The organism is Streptomyces eurythermus (assembly GCF_014649115.1).
Taxonomy (GTDB): domain Bacteria; phylum Actinomycetota; class Actinomycetes; order Streptomycetales; family Streptomycetaceae; genus Streptomyces; species Streptomyces eurythermus.
The window spans coordinates 118,528-134,736 of record NZ_BMSK01000022.1; the positions used below are offsets into that span (position 1 = coordinate 118,528).

The window sequence follows — 16,209 nt, forward strand, 5'->3', positions numbered from 1 at the left end:
CGCATGAGCACCCCCGTCGCCGACGGCTTCCGCATGCCCGCCGAGTGGGCCCCGCACGAGCGCACCTGGATGGCGTGGCCGGGCCCCAACCCCACCTTCGACGACCCGGCCGACCTGGCCGCCGCCCGCACCGCCTGGGCGTCCGTCGCCCGCGCGATCCGCCGCTTCGAACCGGTGACGGTCGTGTGCGGCCCCGGCCAGTCCGCCGAGGCCCGTCAGCTGCTCGGCCCCGGCATCGACACCGTCGAACGGCAGCTGGACGACGCCTGGATGCGGGACATCGGCCCCACCTTCCTCACCGACGGCAAGGGCGGCCTGGCCGCCGTCGACTGGACCTTCAACGGCTGGGGCGCCCAGCACTGGGCCCGCTGGGAGCACGACTCGAAGATCGGCGCGTATGTCGCCGGCCTCACCGACGCCAGGACGTACGCCTCCGAGCTGGTCAACGAGGGCGGCGCGATCCACGTCGACGGCGAGGGCACCGTCCTGCTCACCGAGACCGTGCAGCTCGGCCCCGAGCGCAACCCGCACTGGTCCAGGGCGGAGGTCGAGGCGGAGATCCACGCCCACCTCGGCACCGAGAAGGCGATCTGGCTGCCGCGCGGCCTGACCGGCGACTACCCCCCGCACGGCTTCGGCACCCTCGGCCACGTCGACATCGTCGCCGCCTTCGCCCGCCCCGGTGTCGTCGTCGCCCACCACCAGCCCGACCCCGCCCACCCCGACCACGAGGTCACCAAGGAGGTCATCGGCCTGCTGAGGTCGGCGACCGACGCCCGGGGCCGCGCCCTGGAGGTGGTCGAGGTGCCCGCCCCGACCGTCCTGGAGGCCGACGGCCACTGGGCCGACTACTCCTACATCAACCACTACATCTGCAACGGCGGCCTGGTCCTGTGCGGCTTCGACGACCCGCGCGACGAGATCGCCGCCGGGATCTTCCGCCGCCTGTTCCCGGAGCGGACGGTGACCCTGGTGGACGCCCGTACGATCTTCTCCGGTGGCGGTGGCATCCACTGCATCACCCAGCAGCAGCCGAAGGTCTGACACACAGGATCCGACACACACAGGAGCAGCAGATGGCCGGTGCGGGCCGGGCGCGCCGAAACGCGCCGCCGCGCGAGGAGGTCCTCGCCGCCGCCATGGGCATGATCGCCGAGCGCGGTCTGGAGAAGCTCACCATGGCGGGGCTCGGCCGCGAGGTCGGGATGAGCAGCGGCCATCTGCTGTACTACTTCCGCTCCAAGGACGAGCTGCTGCTCCAGACCCTGGAGTGGAGCGAGGGCCGGCTCGGCGCGGAACGCGGCCGGCTGCTCGCCGGGCCGGGGACCGCGCGGGAGCGGCTGGAGGCGTACGTCGACCTGTACGTCCCCGAGGGCCACCGGGACCCGCACTGGACGCTGTGGCTTGAGGTCTGGAACCGCTCGCAGAACGCCGACGACGACGCGCGCGCCCGGCAGGCCGCGATCGAGGGGGCCTGGCACCGGGACCTGGTCGCGCTGATCGCGGAGGGGGTGTCGCGGGGGGAGTTCCGGGGGGTGGACGCGGATCGCTTCGCCACGAGGACGCGTGCGCTGCTCGACGGGTTCTCGATCCATGTGGCCATCGGGTTGCGCGGTACGGATCGCGACCAAGTGCTTCGTCATGTGCGGGAGTTCTTCGAGGACGCGTTGCTGGTCGTCTAGCCGCGGGTCCGTCGTGGCTGGTCGCGCAGTTCCCCGCGCCCCTGGGGAGTTGCAGCCGGCGCCGGCTTTCACGGCACCCCGCACGCGCGGGTGAGCGACCCCCCACGCCAGCCCATCACCGACAGGAGTCGTTCACTGCCGCGCCGGGCAAGTAACCGCCCATGGGACGTCAACACTGGAAGAAGATCTGGGTCGGCTCGGCGGGGAACATGGTCGAGTGGTTCGACTGGTTCGTGTACGCGAGCTTCGCCACGTATTTCGCCGGCGCGTTCTTCCCGAGCGGCAACCCCACCGCGCAGCTGATGAACACCGCCGGCATCTTCGCCGTCGGCTTCTTCATGCGCCCCGTGGGCGGCTGGCTGCTGGGCAGGGTCGGCGACCGCAAGGGCCGCAAGGCGGCACTCACCCTGACCGTCACCCTCATGTCGGCCTCGGCGGTCCTCATCGCCGTGGCCCCCACCTACGGCGTCGCCGGATACGGCGGCGCCCTCGTGCTGCTCGTCGCCCGCCTGCTCCAGGGTCTGTCCGTGGGCGGCGAGTACGCGGCCAGCGCCACCTATCTCACCGAGGCGTCCGACCCGGCCCGGCGCGGCTTCGCCTCCAGCTTCCAGTACGTGTCCATGACGGCCGGACAGATCGCGGGCCTCGGCCTCCAGATCATCCTCCAGCGGACCATGTCCGACGACGCCCTGCACAGCTACGGCTGGCGCATCCCGTTCATCGTGGGCGCGCTCGGCGCGGCCGTCGTCTTCTACTTGCGCCGCTCCATGCTGGAGACCGAGGTGTACGCGGAGGACACCTCGCACAGCGCCGAGCGCGGCACCCTGCGCGCCCTGTGGCAGCACAAGCGGGAGGCGTTCCTGGTCATCGCCCTCACCATGGGCGGCACGGTGGCCTACTACACGTACACCACCTACCTGACCAAGTACCTGTCCAACTCGGCGGGCCTGTCCAAGCAGACGGCGACCCTGGTCTCCTTCACCGCGCTGATCGTCTTCGCCTGTCTCCAGCCGCTCGCCGGCGCCCTGTCCGACCGCATCGGCCGCCGCCCGCTGCTGATCACGTTCGCCGTCGGCTCCACCTTCCTCACCGTGCCGATCATGACGCTGCTGAAGCACGTGGACGGCTACTGGCCCGCCCTCGGCCTCGCCCTGCTCGCGCTGGTCGTGGTCACCGGCTACACCTCGATCAACGCCTGTGTGAAGGCCGAGCTGTTCCCGACCGGCATCCGCGCGCTCGGCGTGGCCCTGCCGTACGCCATCGCCAACGCCCTCTTCGGCGGCACCGCCGAGTACGTCGCCCTGTGGTTCAAGAAGGGCGGCATCGAGTCCGGCTTCTACTGGTACGTGGCCGCCTGCGCCGCCGTCTCCCTCGTGGTGTACGTGACCATGCGCGAGACGAAGGACCTGGACCTGGCCCGGGTGAAGGCCGGCGAGGGAACCGGGGCGGGCGACGGGGAGTCCACCCTGACGACCGCATCCTGAGACGGTCGGCGAGCCGGGGGCGGGGCTGTGCCAGACTGCCCCCGTGCTCTCGTTCGCCATGATTATTGGCAGCAGGCGCGCCGGTCCGCAGTGACCACCTCGTACGACCAGGTGCGGGTGGCCATCGTCGTCCTCGACCCGCGCGCAGACCTCTCGCACCCGCGAGGGGTTTTTTCGTTTTCCGGCCCACCTTCAGCCGGGGACGGAGCGCGCGGGAGGATTGGGGGGATGGTGGAGCCGGTCATTCCGGTAAGACCGAAGATCCATAACAGGAGCCTTGAGACCATGACCGAGACGGCAACCAGCGAGCTCGACGACTCGTTCCACGTCTTCGACACCACGCTGCGCGACGGGGCGCAGCGCGAGGGCATCAACCTCACCGTCGCGGACAAGCTCGCGATCGCCCGGCACCTGGACGACTTCGGCGTGGGCTTCATCGAGGGCGGCTGGCCCGGCGCCAACCCCCGGGACACCGAGTTCTTCGCCCGCGCCCGCCAGGAGGTCGACTTCCGCCACGCCCAGCTGGTCGCCTTCGGCGCCACCCGCCGCGCCGGCACCACGGCCGCCGAGGACCCGCAGGTGAGGGCGCTGCTGGAGTCCGGCGCCCCGGTGATCACACTGGTCGCCAAGTCGCACGACCGGCACGTGGAGCTGGCGCTGCGCACCACCCTGGACGAGAACCTGGAGATGGTCCGCGACACCGTGTCGTACCTGAAGGGCCAGGGCCGCCGGGTCTTCGTGGACTGCGAGCACTTCTTCGACGGCTACCGCGCCAACCCCGACTACGCCAAGGCCGTCGTCCGCACCGCCGCCGAGGCCGGCGCCGACGTCGTCGTCCTGTGCGACACCAACGGCGGCATGCTGCCCGCCCAGGTCCACGCGGTCGTCTCCACCGTCCTCGCCGACACCGGCGCCCGGCTCGGCATCCACGCCCAGGACGACACCGGCTGCGCGGTCGCCAACACCCTGGCCGCCGTGGACGCGGGCGCCACCCACGTGCAGTGCACGGCCAACGGCTACGGCGAGCGCGTCGGCAACGCCAACCTGTTCCCGGTGGTCGCCGCGTTGGAGCTGAAGTACGGCAAGAAGGTGCTGCCCGACGGCAAGCTGCGCGAGACCACCCGCACCTCGCACGCCATCGCCGAGGTCGTCAACCTCACCCCGTCCACCCACCAGCCGTACGTGGGCGTCTCCGCGTTCGCGCACAAGGCCGGGCTGCACGCCTCCGCCATCAAGGTCGACCCCGACCTGTACCAGCACATCGACCCCGAGCTGGTCGGCAACACCATGCGCATGCTGGTCTCCGACATGGCGGGCCGCGCCTCCATCGAGCTGAAGGGCAAGGAGCTCGGCATCGACCTCGGCGGCGACCGGGAGCTGGTCGGGCGCGTGGTCGAGCGCGTGAAGGAACGCGAACTCAAGGGCTACACCTACGAGGCCGCCGACGCCTCCTTCGAACTCCTGCTGCGCGCCGAGGTCGAGGGCCGGCCGCTGAAGTACTTCGACGTGGAGTCCTGGCGGGCCATCGTGGAGGACCGCCCCGACGGCACCCACGCCAACGAGGCCACGGTCAAGCTGTGGGCCAAGAGCGAGCGGATCGTCGCCACCGCCGAGGGCAACGGCCCGGTCAACGCCCTGGACCGGGCGCTGCGGGTGGCGCTGGAGCGGATCTACCCGCAGCTCGCCAAGCTGGAGCTGGTCGACTACAAGGTCCGCATCCTGGAGGGCAAGCACGGCACCTCCTCCACCACCCGCGTCCTGATCTCCACCTCCGACGGCTCCGGCGAGTGGGCCACGGTCGGCGTGGCGGAGAACGTCATCGCCGCGTCCTGGCAGGCCCTGGAGGACGCCTACACCTACGGCCTCCTCCGCGCGGGCGTGGAACCGGCGGAGTAGCCCCGCCGGGCGCTCAGGGCGCCCGCCAGATGTTGTCGAACGCCACGTTCTCGATGCGGCGGCGTTCGCGTACGGCTTCCAGTTCGGTGATCGCGTCGCCGACCGCGATCAGTACGGTGACGACCGCCTCGTCCTCGGGTGCCTCCCTGGCCGGGCGGTCGGCGCCGATGCCGAGGGGGGCCGCGAGGCCGGTGAGGACCGGGTCGCGGGACTCCCAGCGGTCGGTGGCGTGGCGCCGGGCGGCGGTGTCGGCCGGCGCCGTGGCCTTGCCGCCGCGCCGGGGCAGCCAGTGGTGGCGTCGCTCCCCGGCGAGCTGCCCGGCCGCCTCGAGCACGTCGTAGTAGGCCACGGCCAGCCCCTCGCCGCGCCGCCACAGCCAGTCGGCGACCGTCTCGTACGGTTCCTCGCGCCTGAGCCGGGCCCCGGCCTCGTCCAGCATCCGGTCACCGGTGGTCAGTACCGGCCCCGGCACGATGAGCTCGCCGTCCAGGGTGAGCGCCCGCGCGCCGAGCAGGTCGACCAGCTCGGCCCCGGCCAGCGCCAGGGACAGGTCGCCCTGCTCGACGGGGTGCTCACCGGGGACGTCCAGGCTGACGAGGAAAAGATCCTGCGGTGTGGTCATGCCCTCCACCTTGGTCCGCCCCCGCCCGATCCGCAGCACGGCACACCGGCGGGCGTCAGCACGAGTCCGAGGCCAGCCGCTCGAACTCCCGCCCGCTCATCACCCGCCCGTCGGCCCACACCTGCCCCGGCTTCAGCCGCCCCACCTGCTCGGTGGTGAACTCCACCGTCCCGTTCTGGGCGTCCCCGCCGGTGTACTGCCCGAACCTGAGGAGGTAGAGGTGCCGGGGCAGCAGCCGCTGCGGGCCCCGGTGCCGGGCGGCCCAGCCGGCGGGCGGGGCGAAGAGGGGGAAGTCGGCGTCGCCGCGCAGCCCCTCCTTGTCCACGTCCCAGCCGGTGGTGACGGGCCCGTCCTCGCCACCGCGCGGCCGCCCGTCCAGGTACGGGTTCTGGTAGCCGTCGTCACCGCACGGACGGAACACCGCATGCGGCGTCCCGTCCGGCGCGGCCCGCACCCCGGCGAGCGGCAGGTCGAGGGCCGAGCAGCCGCTCAGCACCAGCATCCCGCCGATGATCCCCGCCGCCACGGCCCCCGTGTGTCGCATGTCCCGCCTAACGCAGTGTCCATTTCTGGTTGGCGGCCCCGGTGCACGACCAGATCTGGGCCCGGGCCCCGTTCGCCGACGAGTTGTCGGTGACGTCCAGGCACTTGTCGGCCGCCGTGTTCACCACATCACCGGTGGCCGCGTTGTACGACCACCGTTGGGCACCGGTTCCGTTGCAGTCGTACAACTGGACCTTGGCCCCGTCCGCCGTCGAACCCGAGGTCACGTCCAGGCACTTGCCGAGCGCCCGGACCGATCCGTCGGCCTGTACGGTCCACTGCTGGGCGGCGCTGCCGTTGCAGTCGTAGAGCTGTACCGCCGTCCCGTCGGCGCTCGAACCGCCCGCCACGTCCAGGCACTTGCCGGCCGGCCCCACGAAGGCGCCGGTCCGGTCGCCGCCCCCGGACTGGGTGCCGGTCCAGGTGAAGGTCGCCGAGGTCTTCCCGGGCAGCGAGTAAGTGGCGTGCTGGGAGCCCCAGTTGATGGTGACCGTGCGTGCCGAGGCGGAGTCGTTGTACGCGATCAGCGCCTTGCTCCCGTCCGGGTTGCGCCAGGCCACGTTCGGCACGGCGGTGGACGCGGTGGAGGCGATCCGCTGGGCACCGGGGCGGACGAACTTGGTCAGGTGGCCCATGTCGTAGTACTCGACGGTGTAGTCCACGGTGCCGCTCGCGCCGTCGCCGCTGTGCACGGTGACCAGCCCGGTGCAGGTGCCGCATCCGCCGTTGTGCGGGCCCATGTTCTGGTCCACGGCCAGCGACCACTTGGTCACCGACTTCGCCCAGTTGCGCGTGTAGTCGATGATGTTGCCCATGTCCTCGCGCTGCTGGTTGGCGATCCAGGTGCCGCCGGAGTGCTCGGTGCCGAAGGCGTCCAGCGCGGGGTACTGGTTGTGCACGGACGTCTGCTTGCCGACGTCACCGCCGTAGCCGTGCCAGGCGATCCCGCCGAAGTTGGGGTGGCTGCGCACGGCCGGGTCGTCCACGGTCTGCGCGGCGTAGGAGTCGTACACGTCCCAGTTCCAGTCGTGCGCCAGCACCTTGGTGCCGAGACCCGCCGCCTGGAGCTTGGGCAGCAGCTCGTTCTTCGTGAAGTAGGCGAGCCCGCTGGCGTTCCAGCTCATCGACGGATAGCCGGAACAGCAGGTGGGTTCGTTCTGCGCGGTGACGTAACGGACGTCGATGCCCTGCGCCTTGTACGCCTGGAGGTACTTCACGAAGTACGAGGCGTACGCGCCGTAGTCCTCGGCCTTCAGCCAGCCGCCGTTGAGGGAGCCGCTGTCCTTCATCCAGGCCGGTGCCGTCCACGGCGAGGCCATCACGGTCAGGGACGGGTTCAGCTGGAGCGCCTGCCTCGTCAGCGGGACGACGTCCGCCAGGTCGTGCGCTATGGAGAACTTCGCCAGCGACGCATCGCTCTGCCCGGCGGGCACGTCGTCGTAGGTGTAGCCGTAGCGGGCCAGGTCGGAGGCGCCCATCGGGTTGCGCAGGAACGACAGGCCGATGCCGTCGGTGGGCGAGAACAGCTTGCGCATGGCCGCGTCGCGGGCCGCCGGCGTCAGCGCCCCGCTGCTGTTCATCAGCCAGGCGGCGGTGTCCGTGAAGGACGCGCCGCCGCCGGTGAAGGTCTGGTAGCGGGTGTTCTCGTCCACGGTGATGTTCTCGCCGCTGCCGCCCGCGCCGGACTGGAAGGCGAACGGGGTCTGTGGCTGAAGGCCGCGTACGACATGCCGGCCGGCGGAGTCGTCGGTGGTGGTCAGCCATGCGGTGACCTGCTCACCGGCCGCGTGCGCGGGGACCGCGGCCACGCCGTACCCGGCGGCGGAGAGCAGTCCGGCCAGCAGCAGCCGGACCGTGCGGGGGGTTCTCCTCATGGTGCGTCGCCCTTTCTGTGGGGTGGGAGGGCTGACGGGTCGTCTTGACGGGCGTGTGAGGCCCTAGTTAACTCACGGCGTGAGCTAAGCCATGAGTGAACCACGAGAGTCCATGAGTGAACCGTGAGAGTCAAGGGAAGGTCCATGCGAAGAACCGCCCTGCTCGCCTCCGCCGCGCTCCTCGCCGGTCTGCTGCCCTGGGCGGCCACCGCCCGCGCCGCCGACGAGCCGGCCCCCACCACCGTCGACCGCTTCGAGGGCGAGGTGCCCTTCGCCAAGCAGCCCGCCGAAGGCATCTTCACCTGGGGCGGAGACACCGACGACCCGCCGACGCTCCGCCTGGCCGACCGCGCCGACGCCCCCGAGGGCGCCAAGGTCCTGACCGGCGGCTACGACATCAGCGGCTACGGCGGCTTCACCCACGACTACGCCGCCACCGCCCCCGCCCACGACTGGTCCGCCCACCGGGGCATCCGCTTGTGGTGGGACGGCCGGAACAACGGCCGGAAGATCACCGTCGAGATCAAGGACGGCGGCGCCCACGGCGAGGCATCCGAACTCTGGACGACGTCCTTCACCGACGACTTCACCGGCTGGAAGCAGGTCGAACTCCCCTTCACCGACTTCGCCTACCGCACCGACTACCAGCCCGTCGGCGGCATCGACCACATCCTCGGCCTGAAGGAGATGTGGGGCTACTCCGTCACCCTCCCGCCCGGCGCCAAGGGCGACTTCGCCATGGACGGCGTGGAGCTGTACGGCACGGCGGACCCCGCCCTGCGCGCCTCCGTCACCACCGACGCGCCCGTCCACCCGGTCGAAGAGGGCGGAACGGCGAAGGTGAAGGTGTCGGTCGCCACCACCGGCGAGGCACCCCTCGCCGACCCCGTGACCGTCACCTACACCACGGCCGGCGGCACCGCGACCTCCGGCACGGACTACACCCCCGTCTCCGGCACCCTCACCTTCCCGGCCGGCACCGCCTCCGGCGCCACCCGCACCATCGAGGTGCCCACCCGCCGCGACCGGACGGCCGAACCCGCCGAGACCGTCCCGCTGAAGCTCACGGTCACCGGCGCCAAGGCCCCCGCGGAGACCCCGCAGGTCGTGATCGACGCCCACGGACTGCCGTACCTGGACGCCAAGCTGCCCATCCGCAAGCGGGTCGCGGACCTGCTCGGCCGGATGTCCCTGGCGGAGAAGGCCGGCCAGATGACCCAGGCCGAGCGCGGCGGCGTCGGCCAGGGCGCCGACATCACCGCCTACGCCCTCGGCTCACTGCTGTCCGGCGGCGGCTCCACCCCCACGCCCAACACCTCCGGGGCATGGGCGAAGATGATCGACGCCTTCCAGCTGCGCGCCCAGGCCACCCGCTTCCAGATCCCGCTGATCTACGGCGTCGACGCGGTCCACGGCCACAACAACCTCACCGGCGCCACGATCCTGCCGCACAACGTCGGCATCGGCGCCGCCCGCGACCCCCAACTCGCCCACCAGACAGGCGCGGTGACGGCCGCGGAGGTCCGCGCGACCGGCGTCCCCTGGGACTTCGCGCCCTGCCTGTGCGTCAGCCGTGACGAACGCTGGGGCCGCGCCTACGAGTCCTACGGCGAGGACCCGGCCCTCGTGGAGTCCATGGAGACGGTGATCCAGGGCCTCCAGGGCCGCGCGAACGGCAAGGACCTGAGCCGGAACGACAAGGTACTGGCCACGGCCAAGCACTTCGTCGCCGACGGCGGTACCGCGTACGGCTCCTCCACCACCGGCACGTACACCATCGACCAGGGCGTCACCACGGTCACCCGGAAGCAGCTGGAGGACATCCACCTCGCGCCGTACCAGGAGGCCGTGGACCGGGGCGTCGGCACGGTCATGCCGTCGTACTCCTCCCTGGACATCATCGGCGACGGCAAGGGCGCGGTGAAGATGCACGCCCGCGGCGACATGATCAACGGCGTGCTCAAGGACCGGATGGGCTTCGACGGCTTCGTGATCAGCGACTACAACGCCACCGACCAGCTCCCCGGCGACCGGGCCGCCCAGGTCCGCGCGGCGGTCAACGCGGGCGTGGACATGATGATGGTGCCGTACTCCTACAAGGAGTTCAGCACCACGCTCGCCGACGAGGCGAGGGCGGGCCGGGTCACGAGCAAGCGGATCGACGACGCGGTCACCCGCATCCTCACCGAGAAGATGAAGCTGGGCCTGTTCGAGCACCCCTACGCCGACACCACCCACGCGGCCGCCATCGGCTCCCCGGAGCACCGGAAGGTCGCCCGCCGGGCCGCCGCCGAGTCGCAGGTGCTCCTGAAGAACAAGGGCGGACTGCTGCCGCTGAAGAAGACCCAGAAGGTGTACGTCGCCGGGTCCAACGCCGACGACATCGGCAACCAGACCGGCGGCTGGACCGTCACCTGGCAGGGCTCCTCCGGGAACATCGTCCCCGGCACCACCATCCTCCAGGGCCTGCGCAAGGCGGGCGGCCAGGTCACCTACTCCAAGGACGCCTCGGCCCCGACCGGCGGCTACGACGTCGGCGTGGTCGTCGTCGGCGAGACCCCGTACGCCGAGGGCGCCGGCGACGTGGGCAACGGCCACGACCTCACCCTGTCCGCCGCCGACCAGGCCGCCGTGGACAAGGTCTGCGCGGCCATGGAGTGCGCGGTGCTGATCGTCTCCGGCCGCCCCCAGCTCATCGGGGACCGCCTGGGCGAGATCGACGCCCTGGTGGCCTCCTGGCTGCCCGGCACCGAGGGCGACGGCGTCGCGGACGTGCTGTACGGCAAGCGCCCCTTCACCGGACAGCTCCCGGTCAGCTGGCCGAAGTCCGAGGCGCAGCTCCCGATCAACGTGGGCGACACGGCGTACGACCCGCAGTTCCCCTACGGCTGGGGCCTGACCACCCTCGCCGAACCCCCGCAGGGCGGTGCGTCCACCCTGCGTGCCCTGGCGGCCCGGGCCACGGCGGCCGAACGCCACGGAGACGACCGGACCGGCCGCGCCCTGGTCACCCGGGCCCGCCTCCTGGTCCAGCAGAAGGCGGCCGGCCACCTCACCCAGGCGGTGTCCAAGCCGTTCGCCGACGCGGACCACCTGCTGTTGACCGGCCGGTACGGAAAGGCGGTGCAGAAGCTGGCGGAGGCGTACCGAGCCGCCTGATCAGGGAGCAGGCGCACACCCCCTTTGGGGAGGTTTCGGGTAATTTTTAGGTATGAAGGCCGTTCCGCGGACCCGAAGCCTCCCCGCCCTGCTGCTGGCCGCCCTGACCCTGGTGCTGGCGACCCTGTACGCGCCCCCGGCGAGCGCGGAGACCAGCGTCTCCACGATCGCCCAGGCCCTGCGCAAGAGCCCCGTCTACGTCGACCCGGCGGCCCGGGACCAGCTCCCCGCCGACACCGCCGAGGCGCTCGCCGCCCGGATCAAACGCGCGGACAGACCCTTGTTCATCGCGGTCCTCCCGGCCGGCTACCCCACCGCGGGCCTCTTCACCGACCTCCGCGCGGCGACCGGCATCACCGGCCTGTACGGCATCCGCCTCGGCGACCGCTTCGACGCCCGCGCCGACGCCTCCGTCATGTCGCCCACGGCCCGGCAGAACCTCGTCCGCAGCGTCCAGGGCGAGGACACCAGGACCCAGCTGGCCGACTTCACCGACCGCGCCCTGATCAACATGCGCGGCCACGCCCCCAAGGGCTGGGGCGGCACGGGCGACGGCGTGTCCGGCACCGCCCTGATCACGACGGCGGCGGTCCTGGTGATCGCCGGCGCGGGCGCGTACACCCTCGTCCGGCGCAGCCGGCGCCGCCGCGAGCAGGAGCAGCGTGCCGCCCTCGACAGGCTGCGGGTGGTCGTGGACGAGGACATCACCGCGTTCGGCGAGGAACTCGACCGCCTCGACTTCCAGCCGACGGCCCCCGGCGCGGACGACGCCATGCGCGCCGACTACGAACGCGCGCTCGACGCCTACGACACCGCCAAACAGCGCATGGCCATGGCGGAGCGCCCCGAGGACGTGCGCGGAGTCACGGAGGCACTCGAGGACGGCCGCTTCTCCCTGGCCTGCCTGGCCGCCCGCCGCGAAGGCCGCCCGCTCCCGGAGCGCCGTCCCCCGTGCTTCTTCGACCCCCGCCACGGCCCCTCCGTCTCCGACGCCACCTGGACCCCGCCCGGCGGCGCCCCGCGCCAGGTCCCGGTCTGCGCTGCGGACGCCACCCGTCTGGCCGACGGCCGCGACCCGGTGATCCGCGAGGTCGACACCGACTACGGCCGCCGCCCCTACTGGGACGCGGGCCCCGCCTACGGCCCCTGGGCAGGCGGCTACTTCGGCGGCGGCCTCCTGCCCGGCCTCCTCGTCGGCACCATGCTGGGCGGCCTGATGGCCACACCCACGTACGCCGCCGACTACGGAGCCGGGTACGGGGACTTCGGTGACCAGGCGGGTTACGGCGGCGGCTACGAGGGCGGAGACATGTCCGGCACCGACTTCGACCCCGGGGACTTCGGGGGTGGGTTCGGCGACGGGGGTGGCTTCGACGGAGGAGGAGGCTTCGACGGCGGTGGGGGCGGGGACTTCGGCGGGGGCGGGGGAGGGGGAGGGGACTTCGGCGGGGGCTACTGACCCCGCCGGGTGGCGTAACGCTCGCCGGCCGCGTGCCACCAGGCGGGCGGGGAGGCTCCGGCCACGACGGAGGTCGGCTGGCCGGGATGCAGCCCGAGCCGCCACAGCGCGGTGGCGTCGACGTTCACCCCGATGGTCCCGTGCCAGTGCCCGTCGGCGCCTCGCCCGCACATCAGATCGATCCGGATCTCCTCCGGCTCGAACGGCATCCAGTCGATGCCGCGCTCACGCAGTCAACCGAGCAGCACGTGCACGGCGTGCGGCCGACCGGGCACGTTCGGGTACGAGGCTATGTGGACCCATTCCGCGTCAGCGTGTTCAGCACGCGATGCCGTCAAGGAACTCGCTCCAGGTGGTGGGGGAGAGGTTGAGGACGGGGCCGGTGGGGGTTTTGGAGTCGCGGATGTGGATGGTGGAGGGGTGGGCGGCTACCTCTACGCAGTCGCCGCCCTGGCTGCCGCTATAGCTGGACTTGCGCCAAGCGCATGCGACTTCGAGGCAGTCACCGCCTTCGTTGCTGCTGTAGCTGGACTTGAACCATGCGAGTGCCGCTGCGGTGATCATGACTCTCCTAGCAGTCCGGACCCAAGGAAGTCGTTCCAGGTGGTGGGGGAGACATTGAGGGTGGGGCCGGTGGGGATCTTGGAGTCGCGGATGTGGATGGCGGCAGGATCCGCGGCTACCTCTACGCAGTTGCCGCCTTCGTTACTGCTGTAGCTGGACTTGCGCCACATGTACGCGAGTTCGACACAGTTGCCGCCCTCACTGCCGCTGTAGCTGGACTTGAACCATGCCAGTGCTGCGGTGTTCATGACTCTCCTAGCAGTCCTTTCAGCAGGCGCACGCTCTTGTCGGGTGAGAGGGCCTGTGACCGCAGCATTCCATACTTGAGGTGGTAATCGCTGACCTCGTCGGGATCATCAACGAGGAAGCTGGCGCGCTGTACCTCCAGGTAGACGAGTCGCTCGTGCTCGGGAGTCTCCAGCAGCACCATGGGGCCGTCCAGACACGGGTGCGGTGTCTTGTTCATGGGCATGATCTGAAAGCTCATGTGGGCGGGCTCGGTGTACTCCAGGATCTGCCGAATCTGCGCCCGCATAACCTCGCGGCCGCCGACGTCGCGCCTCAGGAGGCTTTCCTCCAGGATGAAGTGGCCCACGGTCGGCCGTTCCCGTTGCCAGATCGCCTGCCGTTCCATGCGGGCGTTCACCCACTGCTCGGCCTTCTCGCTTCCGATTGCAGGGTAGCGATAGTCGAACACTGCACGGCAGTAATCCCTGGTCTGGAGGAGTCCTGGAACGAGCAGGCTCTCGTACGACAGGAAGCTCAGCGCCTCCTGCTCGTGATCGACCAGGCCCTGTGCGAACTGGACGATCCGGTCCCGTACCGGCAGCCGTGCGACGACTACCGTCAACGCGCCACCGGTGTTAAGCAGCTCATCGAACTGTTCTGCTCGATCGGGCTGTAGGGCGAGCCTCCCTTGCTCGATGGACCTCACCGTGTCGACGGAGATGTTGGCCATCTCGGCCAACTGCTCCTGGGTGAGGCGTGCTTTCTTGCGGTAGTGGGCGACGAGCGCGCCGACCGCGTACCACGAACCGACCTTCTTGGGCCTTGGTGCCTCGTGCATGGCCGTTCCTTTCCCCCATATGCACGCCGATCTGTCGTAGTGGACTCGTAGTAATGAGGACTACGACTTCACTCACTGCCCCACTGTAGTGACGCACGGTGACAGTGATCTCGTGAATGCACAAACCCAACACCCCCACACACGCCAGGCGTTCTACCGTCGGGACCGCAGATCGGTACGGCTCGCACGGAAGTTCGCGTGGCAGACGTTGACCGACTGGGCGGCGGTCGAACGCGGAGAGGACGTCCTGCTCTGCGTAAGCGAGTTGGCGACGAACGCTCTTCTCCATGGTGTCCCCGCAGGCCGTGGTTTTCTCCTCCGGCTGGTGCTGCATGCGGAGGGCGCTCTACGGGTGGAGGTGCACGACAGTGGTCCGGGAGAGGTCGGCTGCCCGGGGCCGGTGCCGGAGGCGGACGCGGAACACGGGAGGGGGCTGCTTCTCGTTGCGGCCCTGGCTGACAAGTGGGGCGTGGGGGAGCGGAACCCAGGAAAGATCGTGTGGTGTGAGTTCCTCGTGAAGTGACCGTGGGGCCGCCCGCTTCTTTGGTCAGTGTCGTGCTTCCACGAGGTGAGTCAAGGGCGCTGCGCGTCGGCTGCGCCGATGGGCCTGCGGCCCACCCTTGACACACCTCGCTCCAGCACGGGTTAGAAGCGAGCGGGCAGCCCGGGGAAAGTGGCCGGCTGAACCAGGTCGGGCCCTACCGTCGGCTGCGTACGCATCGTGGGTCGGGGATACGCGCCCGCGCCTCGCCAGCACGCCGGGCGGGCTAAGCGGCTTGCGGCCCGGTGGGTGGTACGCGGCGGCGCCTCGCATGGACGCCGGGCCGGTTCGGCGTCTGAGGGCCGGGGCGGGGGGGGATTGTTGGCCGATCCACCGGATGTGGGTGGTTTGTTATGGAAATACCTGTCCATAACAAACCCCCTGACCACCACCCCCAAGCCCCGCCATGGAATCGGCCCGTTGGCCCGTTGGCCCGTTGGCCCGTTGGCCCGTTGGACCGGTCGCCCGTTGGACCGGTCGCCCGGTGGGCCGGTGGGCCGGTGGGGTGGTGGGCCGGTGGGGCAATGGGGCGATGGGCCGGTGGGCCGGTGGGGCGGTGTGCGATCGCGCGGCCCTTTTCGGGCTCCCCGCCACGGTCACGGGGCGAGGGGGCGATACGTCCGGTGGGTCGTTTTGGACTACGTGTTCAGAACTGACCCCCTGGCCCCTGGCCCGGTCGCCAGTGGTCGCGCAGGGCTTACCGGAACCCGCTCGCGCGTCGTGGGGTGAGGTGGACGACATGTCCGGCGGGAAGTTTTGGAAAGCTTGTCCACAACCAACCCCCTGACCGCCAGCCCTGCCAGCCCTGCCAGCCCTGCCAGCCCTGCCAGCCCCGCCAGGGCGGTGGCGGCCGTCATGGCACCAGTGCCCGCCCCTGAATCCGCGAGGCGGGGCCGCGAAAAGCCACCCCCAATGCGGGGCAAGGTGGCAGCAGTACTCACCACCCACTCGCCCGCAGGCCGCCGACCCCACCCGGCGTGCTGGCGAGGCGCGACCGCGTACCACCCCCCACCGGGCCGGTAGCCGTTTAGCCGGCCCGGCGTGCTGGCGAGGCGAGGATGCGCACCACTCACCGGGCCGCAAGCCGCTTAGCCCACCGGGCGTGCTGGCGAGACGCGACCGCGTACCACCCCACCGGGCCGGTAGCCGCTTAGCCCACCGGGCGTGCTGGCGAGGCGCGGGCGCGCACCCCTGCCGACGGGGTCTCGTAGGTCGCCCATGGGTCCGGTACCGGGCTGGGCCACTGTTCCTTCGGGCCGCTCGCTCGCTTCTACCCCGGGCTGGAGCGAGGTGTGTCAAGGGTGGGCCGCAGGCCCATC

General features: G+C 71.0%; 14 protein-coding genes. 7 read left to right on the forward strand and 7 right to left on the reverse strand.

The genetic code is table 11. The features are described 5' to 3' along the window. The first annotated feature begins 3 nt into the window (after positions 1 to 3). From IE251_RS33580 to cimA, 4 genes are all read left to right on the forward strand, one after another. On the forward strand, positions 4 to 1,044 hold the full coding sequence (locus IE251_RS33580; RefSeq protein ID WP_189756718.1) for an agmatine deiminase family protein: 1,041 nt from the start codon (positions 4 to 6) through the stop codon (positions 1,042 to 1,044). Between the two features lie 32 nt (positions 1,045 to 1,076). After that, positions 1,077 to 1,682 (forward strand): TetR/AcrR family transcriptional regulator, encoded by a 606-nt coding sequence (locus tag IE251_RS33585; RefSeq protein ID WP_189756719.1) that lies wholly within the window; start codon positions 1,077 to 1,079, stop codon positions 1,680 to 1,682. A gap of 161 nt (positions 1,683 to 1,843) precedes the next feature. Then, positions 1,844 to 3,166: an MFS transporter gene (locus IE251_RS33590; protein WP_189756720.1), complete on the forward strand. Its 1,323-nt coding sequence runs from the start codon at positions 1,844 to 1,846 to the stop codon at positions 3,164 to 3,166. Between the two features lie 285 nt (positions 3,167 to 3,451). Then, positions 3,452 to 5,062 carry a citramalate synthase gene (cimA, locus tag IE251_RS33595; protein ID WP_189756721.1) on the forward strand — a complete coding sequence of 537 codons (1,611 nt, stop codon included), beginning with the start codon at positions 3,452 to 3,454 and terminating at the stop codon, positions 5,060 to 5,062. Positions 5,063 to 5,075: 13 nt separating this feature from the next. On the opposite strand, the gene IE251_RS33600 is transcribed toward cimA, so the two are convergent. The 3 genes from IE251_RS33600 to IE251_RS33610 are packed head-to-tail and all read right to left on the reverse strand — an operon-like array spanning position 5,076 to position 8,101. Then, complete coding sequence (locus IE251_RS33600; protein WP_189756722.1) at positions 5,076 to 5,684, reverse strand: GPP34 family phosphoprotein; 609 nt, start codon at positions 5,682 to 5,684, stop codon at positions 5,076 to 5,078. A gap of 55 nt (positions 5,685 to 5,739) precedes the next feature. Next, complete coding sequence (locus IE251_RS33605) at positions 5,740 to 6,228, reverse strand: hypothetical protein (RefSeq protein WP_229897043.1); 489 nt, start codon at positions 6,226 to 6,228, stop codon at positions 5,740 to 5,742. A gap of 7 nt (positions 6,229 to 6,235) precedes the next feature. Continuing rightward, positions 6,236 to 8,101 (reverse strand): lectin, encoded by a 1,866-nt coding sequence (locus IE251_RS33610; RefSeq protein ID WP_189756723.1) that lies wholly within the window; start codon positions 8,099 to 8,101, stop codon positions 6,236 to 6,238. 144 nt (positions 8,102 to 8,245) lie between these two features. Here IE251_RS33610 and IE251_RS33615 point away from each other — a divergent pair, with 144 nt between their 5' ends. Together IE251_RS33615 and IE251_RS33620 are read left to right on the forward strand one after the other, a co-directional pair. Next, positions 8,246 to 11,260 carry a glycoside hydrolase family 3 protein gene (locus tag IE251_RS33615; protein ID WP_189756724.1) on the forward strand — a complete coding sequence of 1,005 codons (3,015 nt, stop codon included), beginning with the start codon at positions 8,246 to 8,248 and terminating at the stop codon, positions 11,258 to 11,260. Positions 11,261 to 11,312: 52 nt separating this feature from the next. Continuing rightward, on the forward strand, positions 11,313 to 12,719 hold the full coding sequence (locus IE251_RS33620; protein ID WP_189756725.1) for a hypothetical protein: 1,407 nt from the start codon (positions 11,313 to 11,315) through the stop codon (positions 12,717 to 12,719). On the opposite strand, the gene IE251_RS33625 is transcribed toward IE251_RS33620, so the two are convergent. The 4 genes from IE251_RS33625 to IE251_RS33640 all read right to left on the reverse strand — a co-directional run bounded on the left by IE251_RS33625 (position 12,713) and on the right by IE251_RS33640 (position 14,349). Then, entirely contained in the window at positions 12,713 to 12,928 is a 216-nt protein-coding gene (locus IE251_RS33625) for a hypothetical protein (RefSeq protein ID WP_189756726.1), read from the reverse strand. The genes IE251_RS33620 and IE251_RS33625 overlap by 7 nt on opposite strands. Positions 12,929 to 13,037: 109 nt before the next feature. Further along, complete coding sequence (locus tag IE251_RS33630) at positions 13,038 to 13,283, reverse strand: DUF397 domain-containing protein (RefSeq protein WP_189756727.1); 246 nt, start codon at positions 13,281 to 13,283, stop codon at positions 13,038 to 13,040. Then, the gene (locus IE251_RS33635) at positions 13,280 to 13,531 is read right to left on the reverse strand and encodes a DUF397 domain-containing protein (protein ID WP_189756728.1); all 252 of its coding nucleotides are present in this window, start codon (positions 13,529 to 13,531) and stop codon (positions 13,280 to 13,282) included. Before IE251_RS33635 ends, IE251_RS33630 begins: the two co-directional genes overlap by 4 nt. Further along, positions 13,528 to 14,349, reverse strand: a complete 822-nt coding sequence (locus IE251_RS33640; protein ID WP_189756729.1) for a helix-turn-helix domain-containing protein — start codon at positions 14,347 to 14,349, stop codon at positions 13,528 to 13,530. Before IE251_RS33640 ends, IE251_RS33635 begins: the two co-directional genes overlap by 4 nt. A gap of 112 nt (positions 14,350 to 14,461) precedes the next feature. Here IE251_RS33640 and IE251_RS33645 point away from each other — a divergent pair, with 112 nt between their 5' ends. After that, positions 14,462 to 14,872: an ATP-binding protein gene (locus IE251_RS33645; RefSeq protein WP_189756730.1), complete on the forward strand. Its 411-nt coding sequence runs from the start codon at positions 14,462 to 14,464 to the stop codon at positions 14,870 to 14,872. Positions 14,873 to 16,209 lie beyond the last annotated feature (1,337 nt).